The sequence below is a fragment of the Streptomyces sp. NBC_01116 genome (assembly GCF_041435495.1).
Lineage (GTDB): Bacteria > Actinomycetota > Actinomycetes > Streptomycetales > Streptomycetaceae > Streptomyces.
In genome coordinates, this window is the sequence record NZ_CP108644.1 from 8,137,564 (window position 1) to 8,158,254 (window position 20,691).

At 75.8% G+C, this 20,691-nt stretch carries 2 protein-coding genes (1 of these 2 only partly in view); both read left to right on the forward strand.

The window, feature by feature from the left end; translation table 11 throughout:
- Positions 1-17,640: a non-ribosomal peptide synthase/polyketide synthase gene (locus OG245_RS35665; protein ID WP_371627471.1), complete on the forward strand. Its 17,640-nt coding sequence runs from the start codon at positions 1-3 to the stop codon at positions 17,638-17,640.
- Positions 17,637-20,691: the beginning of an amino acid adenylation domain-containing protein gene (locus OG245_RS35670; RefSeq protein WP_371627472.1), read on the forward strand. It continues 12,518 nt past the right edge of the window; 3,055 of the gene's 15,573 nt are visible here — the first part of the coding sequence; it begins with the start codon at positions 17,637-17,639; the stop codon falls past the right edge of the window. The genes OG245_RS35665 and OG245_RS35670 overlap by 4 nt, the downstream gene beginning before the upstream one ends.

The window sequence follows — 20,691 nt, forward strand, 5'->3', positions numbered from 1 at the left end:
ATGAGCACCCACCGCGAACGTCTGCCGCTGACCGAGGCCCAGCTCGGTCTCTGGTCCGCGCAGCGAATCGACCCGGCGAACCCCGTTTATCTCACCGCGGAATACGTCGAGTTGACGGGGCCGCTGGACGAGCGGGCGTTCACGGCTGCCGTGACCCGGGCGGTCGACGAGGCCGACGGCCTCTCCGTGCGTTTCACCGCCGACGGCGACGACGTCCACCAGGAAACCGGCGCGATCCGCCCGGCCGGCCCCGACGTCCTCGACCTCCGCACCGCCGACGACCCGGGCGCCGCCGCCCTGGCCTGGATGGAGGAAGAGCGCTCCACCCCGGTCGACATCGAGCACGGCCCGCTCTACCGGCACACGCTGCTGCGCACGGGCGACGAGCGGTGGCTGTGGTACCACCGCTGCCACCACATCCTGCTCGACGCCTACGGCTACGCCCGCCTCGCCGCACGCGTCGCCGAGCTCTACGGCCACGCGTGCGCGGGCACCGAACCCCCCGCGACGTCGTTCGGCTCGCTCCGCGACGCGGTCGAGGAGGACCGGCGCTACACGGACTCCGAACAGCACGCCGCCGACGCCCGGTTCTGGCAGGACCTGCTGGCCGACCGTCCGCACCCGCCGACCCCGGCACGCACCGCGCCCACCCGCGTCGCCCCCCGCTTCCTGCGCAGCCGCCTCACCCTCGGCGCCGACGACGCCGAACGGCTCGCCGCCTTCGCGCAGCGGTCCCGCGCCACCTGGCCCGAGGCCGTGACCGCCGCGTGGGCGCTGTACCTGACCCGGCTCACCGGCGCGCCCGAAGCCGTCATCGGTCTCCCCGTCAGCAACCGCACCGGCAGCGTCCTCGCCCGCACCCCCGTCACCGCCGTGAACGTCGTCCCGCTCAGGGTCACCGTCGACGAAGGGGAGCCGGTCGGCGACCTGCTGCGCCGCGTCACCGCGACCCTGCGCCGCCAGCGCCGCCACCAGCGCTACCGGGGCGAGCGACTCCGCCGCGACCTCCAGCTGTTCGGGCACGGCCGACGGCTCGTCGGACCCCAGCTGAACATCAAGCCGTTCGCCACGGACCTCACCTTCGGCGACTGCGCGGGCGCGGTCCACTCGCTGGCCGCCGGAGCCGTCGAGGACCTCAACGTCACGGTTAGCGGACGGGGCGGCCCGGACGGCCTCACCGGCCTCGACCTCGTCCTGGACGGCAGCCCCGACCTGTACGGACCCGAGGAGCTGGACGCCCACCTCCACCGCTTCGCCGCTCTCCTGGACCGCCTCTCCCGCGCGGAACCCGGCCTCCCCGGGGCTCGCGTCGCACTCCTGGGGGAGCCCGAACGCCTGCGCGTCCTGGAGGAGTTCAACGCTCCGGCCGACGAGGACGCCGAAGCCGCCCCGGCCCCCGGCCTGGTCGAGGGCTTCGCGGACCAGGCCCGTCGCACCCCGCACGCGGTGGCCCTCCGCTGCGGCGACGGCCACCTCACCTACGGGGAGTTGGCGGACCGGGCCGGTCGGCTGGCCTCGGCCCTGACGGCCCGGGGCGCGGGCCGGGGCAGTCTGATCGCCGTCGCCCTTCCCCGGGGCGAGGCGCTCCTGGTCGCCCTGCTGGCCGTCGCGTCGGCGGGAGCCGCGTACGTACCGCTGGACCCGCGCTACCCGGCCGACCGGCTGCGGTACATGCTGGCGGACAGCGACCCCCTCCTCCTGGTCACCGACCGGGCCCACCCCTGGGGCGCCGGTCTGCCCCGGCTCACCGTCGCCCTGGACGGAACACTTCCCGACACGGATGCGGAGGCCGGCGGGGAGGTTGGTGCGGCAACCGGCACGGAGGGCCGTCCGGAAACCGGTGCGGAGGCCGCGACCAGGGCTGCCGACAGCCCTGCCCCGCCGGAGACGTCCCATCCCGGTGGCCCGGTGGACAGTCACCCGGGCGACCCGGCCTACGTCATCTACACCTCCGGATCCACCGGCCGCCCCAAGGGCGTCGTCGTGTCCCGCCTGGCCCTCGCCAACTTCCTGGCCGCCATGGGCCGGCTGCTCGACCTGTCCGGCGAGGACCGGCTACTCGCGGTCACCACCGTCTCCTTCGACATCGCCGCCCTCGAACTCTTCGTTCCGCTCCTCGGCGGGGCCACCGTGGTGCTCGCCGCCGACGACGACGTGACCGACCCCTTCGCGCTCTCCGCGCTCATCCGTTCGAGCACGCCCACCGTGATGCAGGCGACCCCCTCGCTCTGGCGCGTCCTCGCCGACGCCGCCCCGGACGCCCTGGGCGGCCTGCGCGCGCTCAGCGGAGGAGAGCCGCTCCCCGCCGACCTGGCGGACCGCCTGACCCGGCACGCAGATGGGCTCGTCAACCTCTACGGGCCGACCGAGACCACCATCTGGTCCACCGCCGCCGTCCTCGGCGACGGCGCACCGCCGCACGTGGGCCGGCCCGTGCGCCGCACCCGCGCCTACGTCCTGGACCGCACCCTCGCCCCCGCCCCCGTCGGAGCGACCGGCGAACTGCACCTCGCGGGGGACGGGGTCGCCGACGGCTACCTCGGCCGCCCCGCCCTCACCGCGACGCGCTTCGTCGCCGCCCCCTACGGGACGCCCGGCGGCCGGATGTACCGGACCGGTGACCTGGCCCGGTTCCGCGACGACGGCACCCTGGAGGTGCTGGGCCGCGCGGACCACCAGGTGAAGATCCGCGGTCACCGCGTGGAGCCCGGCGAGATCGAGGCCGCCCTGCTGGCGCACCCCTCGGTCGCGGAGGCCGCCGTCACCGCCGTTCCCACACCGGGCGGAGGCCTGACCCTCGCCGCCTACTGCGTTCTCGTGACCGCGCGGAAGGAGTCCGTGGCCGGGGCGGCGGGGGACGACCGCTGGGCCGGTCCGCTGCGCCGCGCGCTCGCCGAGCAGCTCCCCGAGCACCTGGTGCCCGGCCACTTCGTGGCGCTGGAGCGGCTGCCGCTGACCCCGAACGGCAAGACCGACCGGGCCGCGCTGCCCGGCGTCGGGCCCTCCGCCGGCCCCGAGGCCGGGCGCGCCCCGCGGGCCGGGGCCGAATCGCTGCTGTGCGACCTGTTCGCCGACGTGCTCGGCCGCAGCGGAGCATCGCCCGACGACGACTTCTTCCTCCTCGGCGGGCACTCGCTGTCCGCAGCCCGGCTGGTGACCGCGCTCCGCTCCCGCACCGGGACCGAACTGCCCGTGCGTGCCCTGTTCGATCACTCGACCCCGGCCCGCCTGGCCGCCGTTCTGGAGGAGGCGGACCGGGCGGAGAACGCCGGAGTCCCCGTCCGGGCGGCCGGTGCGCCGCCGCTGGTCCGGCGGCCCCGGCCCGCGCGGCCGCCCCTCTCCTTCGGGCAGCGGCGGCTGTGGTTCCTCGCCCGCAGCCAGGGCGAGGACGGCTCGTACAACATTCCTCTCGCGCTCGACATCACGGGCCGCCTCGACCCGGACGCGCTGCGGCGCGCGCTCCGCGACGTCGCCGACCGTCACGAGATCCTGCGCACCGTGCTGCCCGTCCAGGACGGAGAGGCCTGGCAGCAGGTGCTGGAGATCGCGGCGGCGGAACCCGGGCTGAGAGAAGTCGGTGTGAGTGAAGCGCGGTTACCGGAACGTGTCACGGCGGAGGCGGCCAGGCCGTTCGACGTCGAGCGCGAAACCCCGCTGCGCGCCGTCCTGTTCACCGTCGAACCGGATCGTGCCGAGGCGGGGGCTGCCGAACCGAGGGCTGTCGAACCGGGGATCGCTGAACCGATTTCTGTCGAACCGGAGTTTGCCGAACCGGGCGTTGCCGAACCCGAGGTCGCCGAAGCGGAGACCGGCGCGCCGCTCCGGCAGACGCTGCTGCTCGTCCTGCACCACATCGCCGCCGACGAATGGTCGCTGCCGCCCCTCCTCGATGATCTCGCCGTCGCCTACACCGCCCGTCTCGGCGGCACCGGCCCCCACCTTCCGCGCCCGCCCGTGGACCACGTCGACTTCACGCTCTGGCAGCGGGACCTCGTGACCGCGAGCGAGGACGAGGACGCGGCCTACTGGCGCACCCGGTTGAGCGGAGCCCCCGAACAGCTGACCCTGCCGTGGGCCCGGCCACGGCCCGTCCGGGCCGGCGGCCCCGCCCGCACCCACGACTTCGCCATCGACGCCGAACTGCACCAACGCGTACGGATGTTGGCCCGGAGCACCCGCACCACGACCTTCATGGTGCTGCACGCCGCGTTCGCCGCCACCCTCTCCCAGCTCGGCTGCGGCGACGACCTCGTCATCGGCACGCCCGTCGCCGGACGTGACGACGAGGCGCTCCGCGACAGCGTCGGCTTCCTCATCAACACCCTTCCGCTGCGCACCGATCTGAGCGGGACGCCCAGCTTCCTGGACCTGCTGGAGCGGACCAGGGACGACGACCTCACCGCCCTCGCCCACCAGCGCCTCCCGCTGGAGCGCATCGTGGCCGAGGTCAACCCGCCCCGACTGCCGGGGGTGAGCCCGCTGTTCCAGGTGCTGTTCGCCGTACGGGAGGAGTTTCCCGCCCGGCCCGTGCTGCCCGGCCAGAGTGGCCGGCCCCGCCTCGTCACGACCCGGACCGCCAAGTTCGACCTCCAGTGCACCATCAGCGAGGACCCGGCGACCGGGGCGGCCGGGCAGCTCGAATACCGCACCGACCTCTGGGACGCCTCCGCCGCCGACCGCTTCGCCCGGGCGTTCCTGCACGTCCTCGACCAGGTCACCGCCGCCCCCGAACGCCCCGTCGTCACCACCGGCACCGCAGCCGTCGTCACCCCCGCCACCGCCCCCGGCGAACGGGGCGCGGCACCGGATCCGCACCCCGTCCCGGCCACCTCGCTCGCCGAGCTGTGCGCCGCCCAGGCCGCCCGGACACCCGCCCGCACCGCCCTGATCAGCGGGGCCGACGAGATCACCTACGCGGACCTCGACGCGCGGTCCGCCCGGCTGGCCCGGCTGCTGGCCGAACGAGGGGCAGGCCCCGGCGTCCTCGTCGGCGTCAGCCTGCCCCGGGGCGCCGGTCTCCTCGTCACCCTGCTCGCCGTCGCCCGGACCGGGGCCGCCCACCTCCCCGTCGACCCCGGCTTCCCGGCCGAGCGGATCCGCATGCTGCTCGCCGACGCCGCACCGGCGCTCCTGGTCACCGACAGCGCCACCGCCCGCACCCTCGACGCGGATCCGGTCACCGCCCTCCTCCTGGACGACCCCGCGACCGTGCGCGCCGCCGCCGGGGCCGCCCCGCTCGCGCCCCGGCCCGCCCACGGCGACTCACCCGCCTACGTCATCCACACCTCGGGCTCCACCGGCCGCCCCAAGGGCGTGGTCGTCACCCGGGCCGCCGTCGTCAACTTCCTGCTCTGCCTGGCCGACACCCTGGAGTTCCACGGCCGCGAACGCCTCCTCGCGGTCACCACCGTCGGCTTCGACATCGCCGTCCTCGAACTGTTCCTGCCGTTGATCACCGGCGGCACGGTGATCCTCGCCGACCGGGAACAGGTCCGCGACCCCGCCCTCCTCGCCGGACTCGTCGACACCGCCCGGCCCACCGTCATGCAGGCCACCCCCTCCCTGTGGCGGGCCCTCCTGGACACCGCGCCCGACGCGGTGCGCGGGCTGCTGGCCCTCGCCGGGGGTGAGGCCCTCGCCCCCGACCTCGCCGGACGGCTCGTCGCCCGCGGCGCGGACCTCGTCAACCTGTACGGGCCCACCGAGACCACCATCTGGTCCGCCGCGGGCCGCCTCGACGCGGCCGACGCCGAGACCCCGCACATCGGGACGCCCCTGTGGAACACCCGCGCCCTGGTCCTCGGCCGGGGTCTGGTCCCGCTGCCCGCCGGGGTCACCGGCGAGCTCTACCTCGCCGGTGACGGACTGGCCCAGGGCTATCTGGGCCGCCCGGGGCAGACCGCCGAACGCTTCACCGCCGACCCCTGCGGCCCGCCCGGCAGCCGCATGTACCGTACCGGCGACCTCGCCCGGCTGCGCGCCGACGGCGTACTGGAGATCGTCGGCCGCGCCGACCACCAGGTGAAGATCCGCGGCCACCGAGTCGAACCGGGAGAGGTGGCCGCGGCACTCCGCGCCCACCCCGCCGTCGAGGACGCGGCTGTCGTCGCCCACCAGGACCCGTCGGGGTCGGGCCCCCGCCTGGTGGCCCACCTCACCGGGCTCACCGGTTCCGCCGAGGCCCGGACCGCCACCGCCGCCCGGGTCCGCGAGGAACTGCGAGCCGTGCTCCCCGGCCACCTCGTCCCGGACCTCTGCCTGCCGCTCGACGCCCTCCCCCTCACCCCGAACGGCAAGCTCGACCGCGCCGCCCTGCCCGCGCCCCGGCAGGCCGCCGCACCGGTCGGACGCGCCCCGGCCGGGCAGCGCGAGGAACTGCTCGCCGCGCTCTTCGCCGACCTCCTCGGCCTCGAACAGGTCGGCGCGGAAGCCGACTTCTTCGCCCTGGGCGGTCACTCCCTGCTCGCCGCCCGACTCGCGGGCCGGGCCGCCGAGGTCCTCGGCCGGCCGCTCTCCGTCCGGCAGGTCTTCGACACCCCGACCGTCGCCGCGCTCGCCGCCCGGCCGACGACCCCGGACACCGCACTGCCCCCACTCGAACCCGTCACCCACGAAGGACCGTTGCCGCTCTCGCCCGCCCAGGCGCGGCTGTGGTTCCTGAGCCGCCTCCAGCCCGGCCCCGGCTACCACCTGCCCTTCGTCCTGACCCTCACGGGAGAGGTCGACCGCGACGCGCTGGCCGCCGCCGTCGGCGACCTGGCCGAACGGCACGCCGTGCTGCGCACCGTGTTCCCCGAGGCGGACGGGGCGCCGGTCCAGCACATCCTGGACCGGGCCGCACCGGTCCGCTTCAGGACCGCGCGGAGTCCCGAGGCGGCGGAGGAGTCGCTCGGCGCGCTGAGCGCCGAACCCTTCGACCTCGCCACCGAACCGCCCTTCCGCGCCACCGTCCTGACCGAACCGGACCGCACGAGGGTCCTGCTGCTGATCCACCACATCGCCGCCGACGAATGGTCCGTCGAACCGCTGCTCACCGACCTGTCCGCCGCCTACCGGGCCCGGCTCGCCGGAGGGCCCCCCGACCTGCCGCCGCTCGGCGCCCGCTACACGGACTACGCACACTGGCAGCACACCCTCCTGGACGGCGGCCACCTCGGGAACCAGATCGACTTCTGGCGGCGGACGCTCCTCGGCGCACCCGCCGTCCTCGACCTGCCCACCGACCGGCCCCGGCCCGAAGCGCCCACCGGACGCGGCGGGTTCGTCTCCTTCACCGTCCCCGACGAGGTCGCCTCCGGTCTGCGCTCCCTGGCCGCCGACGCCGGAGTGACCCCGTTCATGGTGACCCAGGCCGCACTGTGCGCCCTGCTCGCCGGACTCGGGGCCGGGGACGACATCCCCCTCGGCGTCCCGACCGCCGGCCGGGGCGAGCGTCGCACGGAAGAACTGATCGGCTTCTTCGTCAACACGCTCGTCCTGCGCACCGACCTGTCGGGAGACCCGACCTTCCGCGAACTCCTCGGCAGGGTAAGGGCGGTGGACCTCGACGCCTTCGACCACGCCGAACTGCCCTTCGAGCGGGTCGTGGAGGAGGTCAACCCCGAACGCGGTCCGGCCAACCCGCTGTTCCAGGTGATGCTGACGTACCAGAACCGCACCGCGATCCCGTTCACCGCACCCGGACTCGACGCCGCGTTCACCCTGCGGGAGACGGACACCGCGAAGTTCGACCTCGTCGTCGGGTTCACCGACCACCTCGCCGGCGGCTCCATCGACGGGGCGGTCAACTACAGCGCCGACCTCTTCGACGCCACCACCGTCCGGACGCTCGCCGACCGGCTGGTGGCCGTCCTGGCCCGCGCGGTGGCCCGCCCGGACACCCCCATCGGCTCCATCGGCCTCCTGACCGCGGGGGAGGAGGACACCCTCCTGCGCCGGTGGAACCCGACCGGCGACCACCGGGGCACCCCCTCCGTCCTCGACCGGTTCGCCCGCGCCGCCGCCGACCACCCCGACGCCCCCGCACTCACCGACCGGGGCGACACCTGCACCTACGCCGATCTCGACGCCCGCACCAACGCGTTGGCGCGGCTGCTGATGTCGTACGGGGTCGGCCCCGAGGACCGGGTCGCCCTGCTGCTGCCCCGCTCCACGACCCTCGTCGAAGCGGTCCTCGCCGTCGCCAAGACCGGGGCCGCCTATGTCCCCGTCGACCCCGCCCACCCCCAGGACCGCATCGCCTGGACCCTCCAGGACGCCGCCCCCGCCCTCGTCCTCACCGACACGGCGACCGTCGGCAGCGCCCCCGCCACCTGCACCGCTCCCGTACTCGCCCTCGACGACGAACCCCATGCGGGGAGTCGGCGACGGCAGCCGGACGGCCCGGTCACCGACGCGGAACGCACCGGGCCGCCGCGTCAGGACAACGCCGCCTACCTCATCTACACCTCGGGCTCCACCGGCCGCCCCAAGGGCGTCGTCGTCACCGGCCGCAACCTCGCCCGCCTCTTCGACGCCACCGCCGAGGACGCCTTCGGCCCCGACGACGTGTGGACCCTCTTCCACAGCTACGCCTTCGACTTCTCCGTCTGGGAGATGTGGGGCGCCCTCCTCCACGGCGGCCGCCTCGTCATCGTCCCCGGCACCGTCACCCGGTCCCCGGACGAATTCCTGGAGCTGCTGCACCACGAGGGCGTCACCGTCCTCAACCAGACCCCGTCCGCCTGCTACCAGCTCACCGAGGCCCTCACCGCCCCCGGCTCGCCCGGCCTCCCGCCCGCCCTGCGTCTGATCGTCCTCGGCGGCGAGGCACTCGACCCCGCCCGCCTCGCGCCCTGGCTCCGGAACCCCGGCGGGCCCCGGCTGGTCAACATGTACGGGATCACCGAGACCACCGTGCACGTCACCACCCACGACCTCGCCCCCGGGGCCCCCGTCCCGGGCGTGAGCCCCGTCGGCCGGGCCATCGACGACCTGCGGACCTACGTGCTGGACCGGCGCCTGCGCCCCGTCCCGCCGGGCGTCACCGGTGAGCTGTACGTCGCCGGGGCCGGGCTCTCCCGCGGCTACCGCGGGCGTCATCCGCTGACCGCCGAACGCTTCGTCGCCGACCCGTTCGGCGCGCCCGGCGCACGCATGTACCGCAGCGGCGACCTGGCCCGCTGGTCGGGCGACGGCACGCTCCTCTACCTCGGCCGGGCCGACAGCCAGGTCTCCCTGCGCGGGTTCCGCATCGAGACCGCCGAGATCGAGGCCGTGCTGTGCGACCCGGGTGGAGCCCGCTCCGCCGCCGTTCTCCTGCGGGAGGACCTGCCCACCGGGCCCGGTCTCGTCGCCTATACGACGGGCGGCGTCCGGGCCGCCGACCTGCGCGCGGCCTGCGCCGCACGGCTGCCCGCGTACATGGTGCCCACCGCCTTCGTCGCCCTCGACCGGCTCCCGCTGACCGCCAACGGCAAGCTCGACCGGACCGCCCTGCCGCTGCCGGACGCCGGGGCCGGGGAGCCGCCCGCCGGACGCGCCCCCCGCACCGCCCACGAGCACCTCGTCGCCCGGCTCTACGGCGAGGTCCTCGGCCGCGCCCCCGCCGCCGTGGACGAGGACTTCTTCGCCCTCGGCGGCCACTCCCTGCTGGTCACCCGCCTCGCCGGCCGCGTCCGCGCCGAACTCGGCCTCGACGTCCCCGTCCGGGCCCTCTTCGAAGCCCCCACCGTCGCCGCCCTCGCCGCGCGGCTCACCGGCCTCACCCGCGCCCCGGACGCCCGCGTCCCCGCGCTCGCGCCGGCCGCCGAACGCCCCGGACGGCTCCCGCTGTCGCCCGCCCAGGCCCGCCTGTGGTTCCTCCACCGGCTCGGCGGATCCGCGCTCACCTACGCCGTACCCCTGCTGCTGCGGCTGCACGGCGCCCTCGACGAGGACGCCCTCGGCCGCGCCCTCGCCGCCCTCACCCGGCGCCACGAGATCCTGCGCACCTGCTACCCCGAGCACGAGGGACGCCCGGTCCAGCAGGTACTGCCCGAGGCCGCCCCCGTACCCCTGACGACCGCACTCCTGGACGGCGAGAGCCCCGAGGACGCGGCGAGGCGGCTCGCGGCCGAGCCCTTCGACCTGGCCGACCGGCCCCCGCTGCGCGCACATCTGCTCACCGGCCCCGGCGACGAGCGGGCCCTGCTGCTCGTGGTCCACCACATCGCCTACGACGAGGCCTCCACCGGGCCCCTCGTCCGGGACCTCGCCGAGCTGTACGCCGCCGAACTCGACCCGGACCACCCGGCGCCCGGAGCCCCCGCGCTCCAGTACGCGGACTACACCCTCTGGCACCGCGAGGCGACAGCGGCCCGGGAGGACGGGCTGCTGGCCTACTGGCGCACGGCGCTCGCCGGAGCCCCCGAGGAGATCACCCTGCCCCTGGACCGGCCCCGGCCGGCGGAGGTCGACGAGCACGGGGACTCCGTGGAGTTCACCATCCCCGCCGACACCCACCGGGCGGCCGTCCGGATCGCCCGCGAGAACGGCGCGACCCTCTTCATGGTGCTCCAGTCCGCCCTCGCCGTCCTGCTCACCGGGCACGGCGCGGGCCACGACCTGCCGATCGGCACCCTGCTCAGCGGCCGGGGCGAGCCCGCGCTGGAGGAGCTGCCGGGCCTGATCGCCAACACCGTGGTGCTGCGCACCGACACCTCGAAAAGCCCCACCTTCACCGAACTCCTCTCCCGGGTCCGCGCGGTGGACCTCGACGCCTTCGACCACGGCGACCTGCCCTTCGAACGACTCGTCGACGCCCTCGCCCCGCAGCGCTCCCTCTCCCGCCACCCGCTCTTCCAGGTCGCCCTGATCCACCAGAACGCCCCGCACCGCACCCACCCCTTCGGACCCGGCACCGCCGAGGTCGAACTCGTCGAGACCCGCGCGGCGAAGTTCGACCTGACCCTCGCCGTCGTCGAGGAACCCGGAACGGACGGGCTGCGCGCCGCCCTCAACTACCGCACGGCCCTCTTCGACCGCCCGACCGTCGACGCCCTCGCCCACCGGCTGACCGCCCTGCTCCACCGGCTCTGCGCCCACCCCGGTCTGCCCGTCGACCAGGTGCCCGTCCTGGACGGGGCGGAGACACGACGGGTGCTCGCCGACTCGACCGGCCCCGGCACTCCGCTGCCCGCACGCACCCTTGTCGACCTGGTGCGCGAACAGGCCGCCCGGACCCCGGCCGCCGAGGCCCTGCGCGACGGCACCCGCGGCTGGAGCTACCGCGAGTTCGACACCGAGGCCGACCGGCTCGCCGGACTCCTCACCGAACACGGCGTCCGACGCGGCGACACCGTGGCCGTCGCCCTGCCCCGCTCCGCCGAACTCGTCCTCGCCGTCCACGCCGTCCAGCGCGCCGGCGCCGCCTACCTGCCGCTCGACCCCGCCCAGCCGGCCGCGCGCATCGGCTCCCAACTCCAGGACGCGGAAGCGGCCCTGCTGATCACCGACCCCGCCGCACCCCTGCCCGAGGAAGCGGTCGGCGACCTGCCGACCCTCGACGTCACCGCCGACGAGGTGCCCCGCTTCAGCACGGTCCTCGACCCGCCCCGCCCCGCCGACCCCGCCTACCTCCTCTTCACCTCCGGCTCCACCGGCCGCCCCAAGGGCGTCTCCGTCCCGCACAGCGCCGTCGCCAACCGGCTCCGCTGGGCCCAGGACACCTACCGGCTCACCGGGGACGACCGCGTCCTCCTCAAGACTCCGGCGACCTTCGACGTATCCGTCTGGGAACTCTTCTGGCCGCTGCTCGCCGGCGCCACCCTCGTCACCGCGGGACCCGACGACCACCGCGACCCGGCCACGCTCGCCCGGCTGCTGCGCGAACACCGCGTCACCACCGTCCACTTCGTGCCGTCGATGCTCACCGCCTTCACCGGCGTCGCCGCCCCCGACGACTGCGCCACCCTCCGCCGCGTCCTCGCGAGCGGCGAAACCCTCACCCCGGCCGCCGCCGGAGGACTGCTGCGACTCGCCCCGGGCGCCGAGCTGCACAACCTCTACGGGCCGACCGAGGCCGCCGTCGACGTCACCGCCCACCCCGTCACCGCCGCCGACCTCGCCTCCGGACACATCCCCATCGGCCGCCCGGTGTGGAACACCACCACCCTCGTCCTGGACGCACGGCTGCGCCCGGCCCCGCCCGGCGCGGCCGGCGAGCTGTATCTCGCCGGAGCCCAACTGGCGTACGGCTACCACCGCCGCGCCGCCCTCACCGCGACACGCTTCGTCGCCGACCCCTACGGCCCGCCCGGCAGCCGCCTCTACCGCACCGGCGACCTCGCCCGGCTGCGGGCCGACGGGACGCTGGAGCACCTCGGGCGGGTCGACGACCAGATCAAGCTGCGCGGCCAGCGGGTCGAGCCCGGCGAGATCCGGGCCGTGCTCGACGCCCACCCCGAGATCGCCGCCGCCGCCGTGGTCGCCCACGACGACCCCGCCACCGGCGCCACCCACCTGATCGGCTACGTCGTCCCCCGTACGGGAGGCGGCTCCGCGCTGCCCGCCGGTGTGGCGGAACACCTCGCCGCCCGGCTCCCCGCGCACCTCGTCCCCACCGCCCTGATCCCGCTGCCCGACCTGCCCGTCACCGCCAACGGCAAGCTGGACCGCGCCGCGCTCCCGGCCCCGAGCCTCACCTCCCCGGCGACCCGGACCGCACCCCGCACGGACGAGGAGCTGCGGCTCGCCGCCCTCTTCGCCGAACTCCTGCGGACCGAGCACATCGGCGTCGACGACAGCTTCTTCGCCCTCGGCGGCGACAGCATCCTGTCCATCCAGCTCGTCGGCGCGGCCCGCAAGGCCGGACTCGTCTTCACCCCCCAGGACGTCTTCCGCCACCGGACGGTCGCCGGCCTGCTCACCGTCGCCGAGCGCGCCACCCCGGCGGCCCCGACCCGTGCCCTTCCCGCCGCACCGGACGACGGTGCCCAGGGCCGGCCCACCCCGCTCCAGGAAGGGCTGCTCTTCCTCTCCCAGTACGACGGCCCGGGGTCCACGGGCGCCGACGGCGACCCGCTCGACGTCTACCACGTCCAGGTCGTCATCCGTCTCACCGAAGACCTCGACACCGACCGTCTGCGCGCCGCGCTGCGCACCGTCGTCCGCCGCCACGCACCCCTGCGCACCGCGTTCACCGGCGACGGGAACGGCTGGACGCAGCGCGTGCACGCGGAGGCGGAAACGGAGTTCGACGAGCTGGACCTGCGCCGCCGCAAGCCGAAGGAGCAGGAGCGCCGAGCCGTCCGGCGGGCCGACGACGAACGCCGCCGCCGCTTCGACCTGGCCGCGCCGCCGCTGCTGCGCACCACGCTCGTCCGCCGCTCGGAAACCTGCGAACTCGTCCTCACCGGACACCATCTGGTGCTCGACGGCTGGTCGTTGCCTCTCCTCGTCCGCGAACTCCTGCACGCCTACGCGGATCGGGAACTGCCCGCCCCGCCGGACTACCCGCTCCACCGCGCGTGGCTCGACGCCCAGGACGAGCAGGGCGCCGCCCACGCCTGGCGTGACGCGCTGGCCGGCGTCACCGAGCCCACCCGGCTCGTCCCCGACGACCCCGGCGAGCAGGAACTCCCCGACCAGCGCACGGTGGTGGTCGACGCGGAACTCACCGCCCGGCTCGCGGCGTTCGCCCGGGAACGCGAACTGACCCTGAGCACCCTCACCCAGACCGCGTGGGGGCTGGTGCTGAGCGCCCACACGGGACGGCGCGACGTCGTCTTCGGCACGGTCGTCTCCGGCCGGCCCGCAGAGGTGCCCGGTGTGACGGACATGATCGGCCTGTTCGTCAACACCGTTCCTGTGCGCGTCGGCATCCGCCCCGAGGAGACACTCGGCGCTCTGGCGGCCCGCGTCCAGGACGAGTTCACCGCACTGCTGCCGCACCACCACCTGGGCCTGGCCGCCATCCAGCGGGCCGCCGGACACGGCGTCCTCTTCGACACCCTCACCGCCCTGGAGAACTACCCGGCCGACGGCATCCCCGCGCTCGCCGGGGCCACCGGCCTCGGCCTGGAGGAGATCCGGGGCCGGGACGCCACCCACTACCCGCTGACCTTCGCCGCCGTGCCCGGCGAACGGCTCACCCTGCGCCTCACCTACCGACCGGCGGCCGTCACCCCGGCACGCGCACGGGACCTCGCCGCACGCGTCGAACACCTGCTGCGGACGCTCGTCACCGCCCCGGACACCCGCGTCGCCGCACTGGACCCGCTGACGGACGGCGAACGCACGGCGCTCACCGCACACCGCGCCGGACCGCCCGCACCGGCGGCCCGCACCTGGGCCCGGCTCTTCGCCGAACAGCGCGACCGGCGGCCGGACGCCGTGGCCGTGGACGCGCCCGACGCCACCCTGACCTACGCGGAACTGGACCGGCGAGCAGGAGAGTTGGCCAGAACCCTGGACGCCGCCGGCATCCGTCCGGGGCAGCTCGTCGCGGTGGTCCTGCCGCGCTCCGTCGACCTGGTCGTCGCGCAGCTCGCCGTCCAGCAGGCGGGCGCCGCCCACCTTCCCATCGACCCCGACTACCCCGAGGACCGCATCGCCGGGATGCTCCAGGACGCCCGCCCGGCCGGGATCCTCACCCACCGGGCGCTCGCCGACCGCTACCCGACGGCGCTGCTCACGGACGCGCCGGCACCGCCGGGCCGGCCTGCCGCGCCGCGGCCCGCCGTCACCCCCGACCACCCCGCCTACGTCATCTTCACCTCCGGTTCCACCGGCCGCCCCAAGGGAGTGGTCACCCCGCACCGGGGCCTGGCCGCCCTCGCCACCGCCCAGGCGGAACGGCTGGGCATCGACGACGGCAGCCGGGTCCTCCAGCTCGCCTCCCCGTCGTTCGACGCCTCCGTGATGGAGACGCTGATGGCCCTGGCGACCGGCGCCACCCTCGTCGTCCCGGAACCCGGACCGCTCGCCGGACCGCTGCTCGGCGAGACGATCGGGCGCCGCCGCGTCAGCCACGCCCTGATCCCGCCCACCGCCCTCACCGGCCTCGAACCGGACGGACTCGACTGCCTGCGGACCCTGATCGTCGGCGGCGAGGCGTGCACGGCACCGCTGACCGCCCGCTGGGCCCCCGGCCGCCGCATGGTGAACGCCTACGGGCCCACCGAGGCCACCGCCTGCGTCACCATGAGCGCACCCCTGGACCCCGGCGCGACCCCGCCCATCGGCACCCCGCTGCACGGCGTCCGCGTCCACGTCCTGAACACCCTGCTCCGGCCCGTGCCTCCCGGCGGGACCGGCGAACTGTACGTGGCCGGACCCGGCGTCGCCCAGGGCTACCTGGGCCGCCCCCGGCTCACCGCCGAACGCTTCGCCGCCGAGCCGGACGGCCCGCCCGGCAGCCGCATGTACCGCACCGGCGACCTGGTGTCCCGTACGCCGGAGGGCTCCCTGCTCTACCACGGGCGCGCCGACGACCAGGTGAAGGTCCGGGGCTTCCGCGTCGAGCCGGGCGAGATCGTCGCCGCCCTCCAGGCCCGCCCGGAGATCCGCGCGGCGGCCGTCGTGCTGCGCCAGGACGACCCGGCGGGCCCGCGCCGGCTGGTCGCCTACCTGGTCCCGTCGGCGTACCCGGCCGAAGCCGCGGGCGCCGCGCCGTCCGGCGTCACCGACCAGCAGCCCGGGGCGTCGGAGCCCGACACCACCGCCCTGCGCGCCGCCCTCGCCCGCGTCCTGCCCGACCACATGGTGCCCAGCGCCTTCGTGACCGTTCCCGGGCTGCCGGTCACCGCGAACGGCAAGCTCGACCGCGACGCGCTGCCCGCTCCCGACTTCGGCGCGGCCACCGGCGACACCGCTCCCGAAGGACCGGCCGAGGAGACGCTGGCCGTACTCTTCGCCGAGGTGCTGGCCCTGCCGTCGGTGGGCGCGCAGGACAGCTTCTTCGCCCTCGGCGGCGACAGTATCCTCTCCATGCAGCTGGTCGCCCGCGCCCGCGCCGCCGGTCTGCGGATCACCCCGCGCGAGGTCTTCGAGCAGCCCTCCGTCCGGGCGCTCGCCGCGCTGGTCTCCGGCCGCGAGCCGGACCCGGCTCCCGGCCTCCGGGCTCCCGCCCTCCCGGAGAGCGGGCCCGTGCCCCTCACGCCCATCATGCGGTGGTTGTCCGAACGGCCGGGCCCCACCGGCAGGTTCAGCCAGTCCATGGTGCTGACCCTGCCGCCCGGGATCACCCCGGAGGAGACGGCCGAGGTGCTGGGCGCGGTCCTGCGCCACCACGCGGTCCTGCGCGCCCGCATCGACCTGGACGCCGGGACCTTCGTCATCCCGGAGCCGGACGAGGCCCCCGCCCCGGCCCTGGACGAGGGACCGCCCGGTATGGGGTCGAGCCCCGAGGCCCTCATCCGCGAGGTCGACGAGCTCGCCGCCCGGCTCGACCCGCCCCGGGGACTGATGGTGCGGGCCCGCAGCTATCCGGGGAACGCCGGGGAGCCCGGCAGGCTGCTGCTCGTCGTCCACCACCTCGCCGTCGACGGCGTCTCTTGGCGCATCCTGCTCGACGACCTCGCCGAGGCCTGGAACGCGGTGTCCGAGGGGCGCGCCCCGCACCTGTCGCCCGCGACCACCCCGTTCCGGAACTGGGCCCACGTACTCGGCAGGCAGGTGTCCGAGCGCACCGCCGAACTGCCGCTCTGGGAGGGGATACTGGCTGCGCCGGACCGGCTCCCCGCCCCCGACCGGCTCCCCGCCCCCGACCGGCTCCCCGCCCCGGGCCTGCCTCCCACCGCGGCGTCCCGCCCTGCCGCGCCGCTCGCCCTGGGCACGGTCGCCGAGGCACGCCACCTGGTCCGGACCCTCGACGGCGCACACACCCGCACCCTGCTCACCGGGGCAGCCGAACGCCACGGCGCCCGCGTCCAGGACCTCATGCTCACCGCCCTCGCCCGCGCCGTACGCGAGTGGAGCGGGCGCGACCGGGTGGACTTCGCCGCCCATGTCGAGGGACACGGCCGGGAACAGCAGATCGAGGACGGCGCCGACCTCTCCCGTACCGTCGGCTGGTTCACCAGCCTCTACCCCGTACGGCTGACCGCGACGGCCACCGAGGGGCCCGGCGACACCCTCGCCCGGACCCGCGACCACCTGGCGCGCCTGCCCGACAGCGGCATCGGCTACGGCCTGCTGCGGTACGGGGCGCAGCCCCCGGCGGGCTCACCGCGGGGGGAGGCGGACGGCCCCGGCGCACCCCTGGTCGCGTTCAACTACCTCGGGCGGTTCGGCACGGCGCCCACGGGCGGGGGAGCGGCCTGGACTCCGGCGCCCGGGGCCGGCGTGCTCGGGGGCGCGATCGACGACGCGCTGACCATGGCGCACGCCGTCGAGATCAACGCCCTCACCCGGGACACCCCCGAGGGCCCCCAGCTGGACACCCGGCTCACCTGGGCCCCGGCGGCTCTCGACGACCGGGCGGCGCACGCCCTCGCCGACTGCTGGCAGCGCGCGCTGGCCGCCCTCGCCACGGACGCCCCGCCGCCCCCGGAACCGGAGCCCACGGCCGGGCCCGCCGACCCGCCCGCGGACCGGCTCACCGACAGGCCCGCCCACGGCCTGTCCCCGCTCAGCCCCGAACAGACAGCCATGCTCGAAGCGCGATGGAGGAACCGGTGAGTGCGGACCACGGCCTGGAAGACATCCTTCCCCTGGCGCCCCTTCAGGAGGGCCTGCTCTTCCACGCGGACCTCTCCGACGCTCAGGGAGCCCCCGGGGCGACCGATGGACTCGACGTCTACACCATGCGTCTGGTCTTCCGCCTCGGCGGCGACCTCGACACCCCCGCGCTGCGGCGCGCGACGGACACCGTGCTGGACCGCCACCCCCACCTGCGGGCGGCGTTCCTCCAGGAAGGTCTCGACCGGCCCGTCCAGGCGATCCCCCGCGCGGCCGAGGTGCCCTGGCGGGAGATCGACCTGCGGGACGCCGACCCCGGCCGGCAGCGGGCCGAGGAGCAGCGGATCCTGGACGAGGAGCGCGGCCACCGCTTCGACCTGACCCGGCCCCCGCTGCTGCGGCTCACCCTGCTGCGCCACGGCGACCAGGACCACACCCTGATCCTGACCGCCCATCACATCCTGCTGGACGGCTGGTCGGTGCCGCTGCTCGGCAAGGAGCTGTTCACCGCCTACGCCCAGCACACCAAGGCCCCCGCCGCACCCGCCCTGCCCGCGGTCCGCCCCTACCGGGATTTCCTGGCCTGGCTGGCCGCCCAGGACCGGCCCGCCGCCATCAGCGCCTGGCGCGAGGCGCTCGCCCCGCTGACCGCACCCACCCTCCTCGCACCCGCCGCCACGGGCGCGGTCGTGCCCGAGGCCCCCGTCCAGCTCGACCTGCGGCTCTCCGCCCCGACCGGCGAAGCCCTCGGGGCCTTCGCCGCGGCCCGGCAACTGACCGCGGCGACCGTCCACCAGGCGGCCTGGGGCACAGCGCTGGCCCGGCTGACCGGCCGGGCGGACGTGGCGTTCGGCACCACCGTCTCCGGCCGCCCCGCCGACCTCGACGGCGCCGAGTCCATGATCGGCCTGTTCATCAACACCCTCCCGGTCGTCGTGCACGCACCCCCGCGCGCCCCGCTCGCCGACATCGCCACCGCCCTCCAGGCAGGCCGCGCGAAGCTCCTCGGCCACGAACACCTCGGGCTCCCGGACCTCCAGCGACTGGCCGGAACCGGGGAGCTGTTCGACACCCTGCTGGTGGTGGAGAACTTCGGCGTGGACACCCGGGGGCTCGCCGACGCCCAGGCGGCGGGCGGCCTCACCGTGCGGTCCGTCCGCGGCGAGGACGCCACGCACTACCCCGTCACCGTCGTCGTCCACCCGGGCCCCGAGACCCGGATCGCCCTGCGCTACCGGCCCGACCTCCTCACCGCCGACCGCGCTCGGGCCCTCGGCACCGCCTACGTCCGCGTCCTGGAGGCCCTGGCCACCGCACCCACCGCCCCGGCGGGGACCGTGGAACTCCTCACGGCGCGGGACCGCCGCCGCGTCCTCGACGACGGAGAGGCCCTCGCCCCCGAGGCCGCAGCGCCGACCGGGTCCATCCCCGAGCGGTTCGCGCGGGCCGCCGCCCTGGACCCCGACGCGACAGCCGTGACCGACGGCGACCGAGCCCTGAGCTACCGCGAACTCACCGCCCTCGCCGACCGGATGGCCCATCTGCTCAGCGCACACGGTGCGGGCCCCGGCACCTTCGTGGCCCTCTCGCTCGAACCGTCCGCCGAGCAGATCGGCGCGATCCTCGGCGTCCTCAAGACCGGTGCGGCCTACCTGCCGCTGCCCACCGACGCCCCCGCCGACCGTATCCGCCCCCAACTCGCCTCCGCGCGACCGGTGGTGGGCCTCACCGCCTCCCCGCGACAGCGGGACGGCCTGCCCGCGACCGACGGAGCCGCCGACCGCCCCGGCGCTGGATGGCTGACGCTCGACGACCTCCCCGCGGCGGCCCCGGACGACACCCCGTACACCGCCCCCGCCATCTCCCCGGGCGCCGCCGCCTACGTCATCCACACCTCCGGCTCCACCGGACGCCCCAAGGGCGTCGTCGTCGGACACCACAACGTGCTCCGGCTGTTGGACACGACCGACGACGACTTCGGGTTCGGCGCGGACGACGTGTGGACGCTCTTCCACAGCTATGCCTTCGACTTCTCCGTCTGGGAGATCTTCGGGGCCCTGCTGTACGGCGGACGCCTCGTCGTCGTACCGCGCGCCACCACCCGCGCGCCCGAGGAGTTCGCCGCCCTCCTGCGCCGCGAACGCGTCACCGTGCTCAACCAGACCCCGTCCGCCTTCCACCAGCTCGCCGACGTCCTCCTCGGAGCCTCCGAGGAGATGGAACTCGCGCTGCGCACCGTGGTGTTCGGCGGCGAGGCGCTCGACCCCGGACGGCTCGCCGGCTGGTTCGAGCGGTACGGCGACGACGGTCCCGAACTGGTCAACATGTACGGCATCACCGAGACCACCGTGCACGTCACCCACCGGACGCTGGAGGCCGACGGGACGGCCGCCGCGGACACCCCCACGAGCCCCGTCGGGCGACCGCTCGACGACCTCGCCGCCCGACTCCTCGACTCCGCCCTGCACCCGGTCGCTCCCGGGGCCACCGGAGAGCTGTACATCGCCGGGCCCGGCCTGGCCCGGGGCTACCTCGGCCGGTACGCCCTCACCGCCACCCGCTTCGTCGCCGACCCGTACGGGGCGCCCGGCGCCCGCATGTACCGCACCGGAGACCTCGCCCGCTGGACGGCGGACGGCGAACTCGACTACCTCGGGCGCGCCGACGAACAGGTCCAGATCCGGGGCTTCCGGGTCGAACCCGGCGAGGCGCGCGCCGCACTCGCCGCACTCGACGAGGTCGCCGACGCCGTCGTCCTCGCCCGCCCCGCCCCCGGCGGCGGCACCCGGCTCCTCGCCTACGCCACCCCCGCCGCCGGCCCGCTCGCCCCGGACCGGCTCCGCGAGGCCCTGCGCGAACGGCTGCCCGACTACCTGGTCCCCGCCGCCGTCATCCCCGTGGACCACTGGCCGCTGACCGTCAACGGCAAGCTCGACCGCAACGCCCTGCCCGAACCGGAGGCCGCCACCCCCGGCGGGCGCGCCCCGGCGACCCCGCAGGAGGAGATCGTCGCCCACCTCTTCGCGGAGATCCTCGAACGCGAACAGGTCG

Excerpts from the sequence above, each read along its gene's own strand:
- OG245_RS35665 (WP_371627471.1), top strand. The coding sequence starts at position 1 with ATGAGCACCCACCGCGAACGTCTGCCGCTGACCGAGGCCCAGCTCGGT.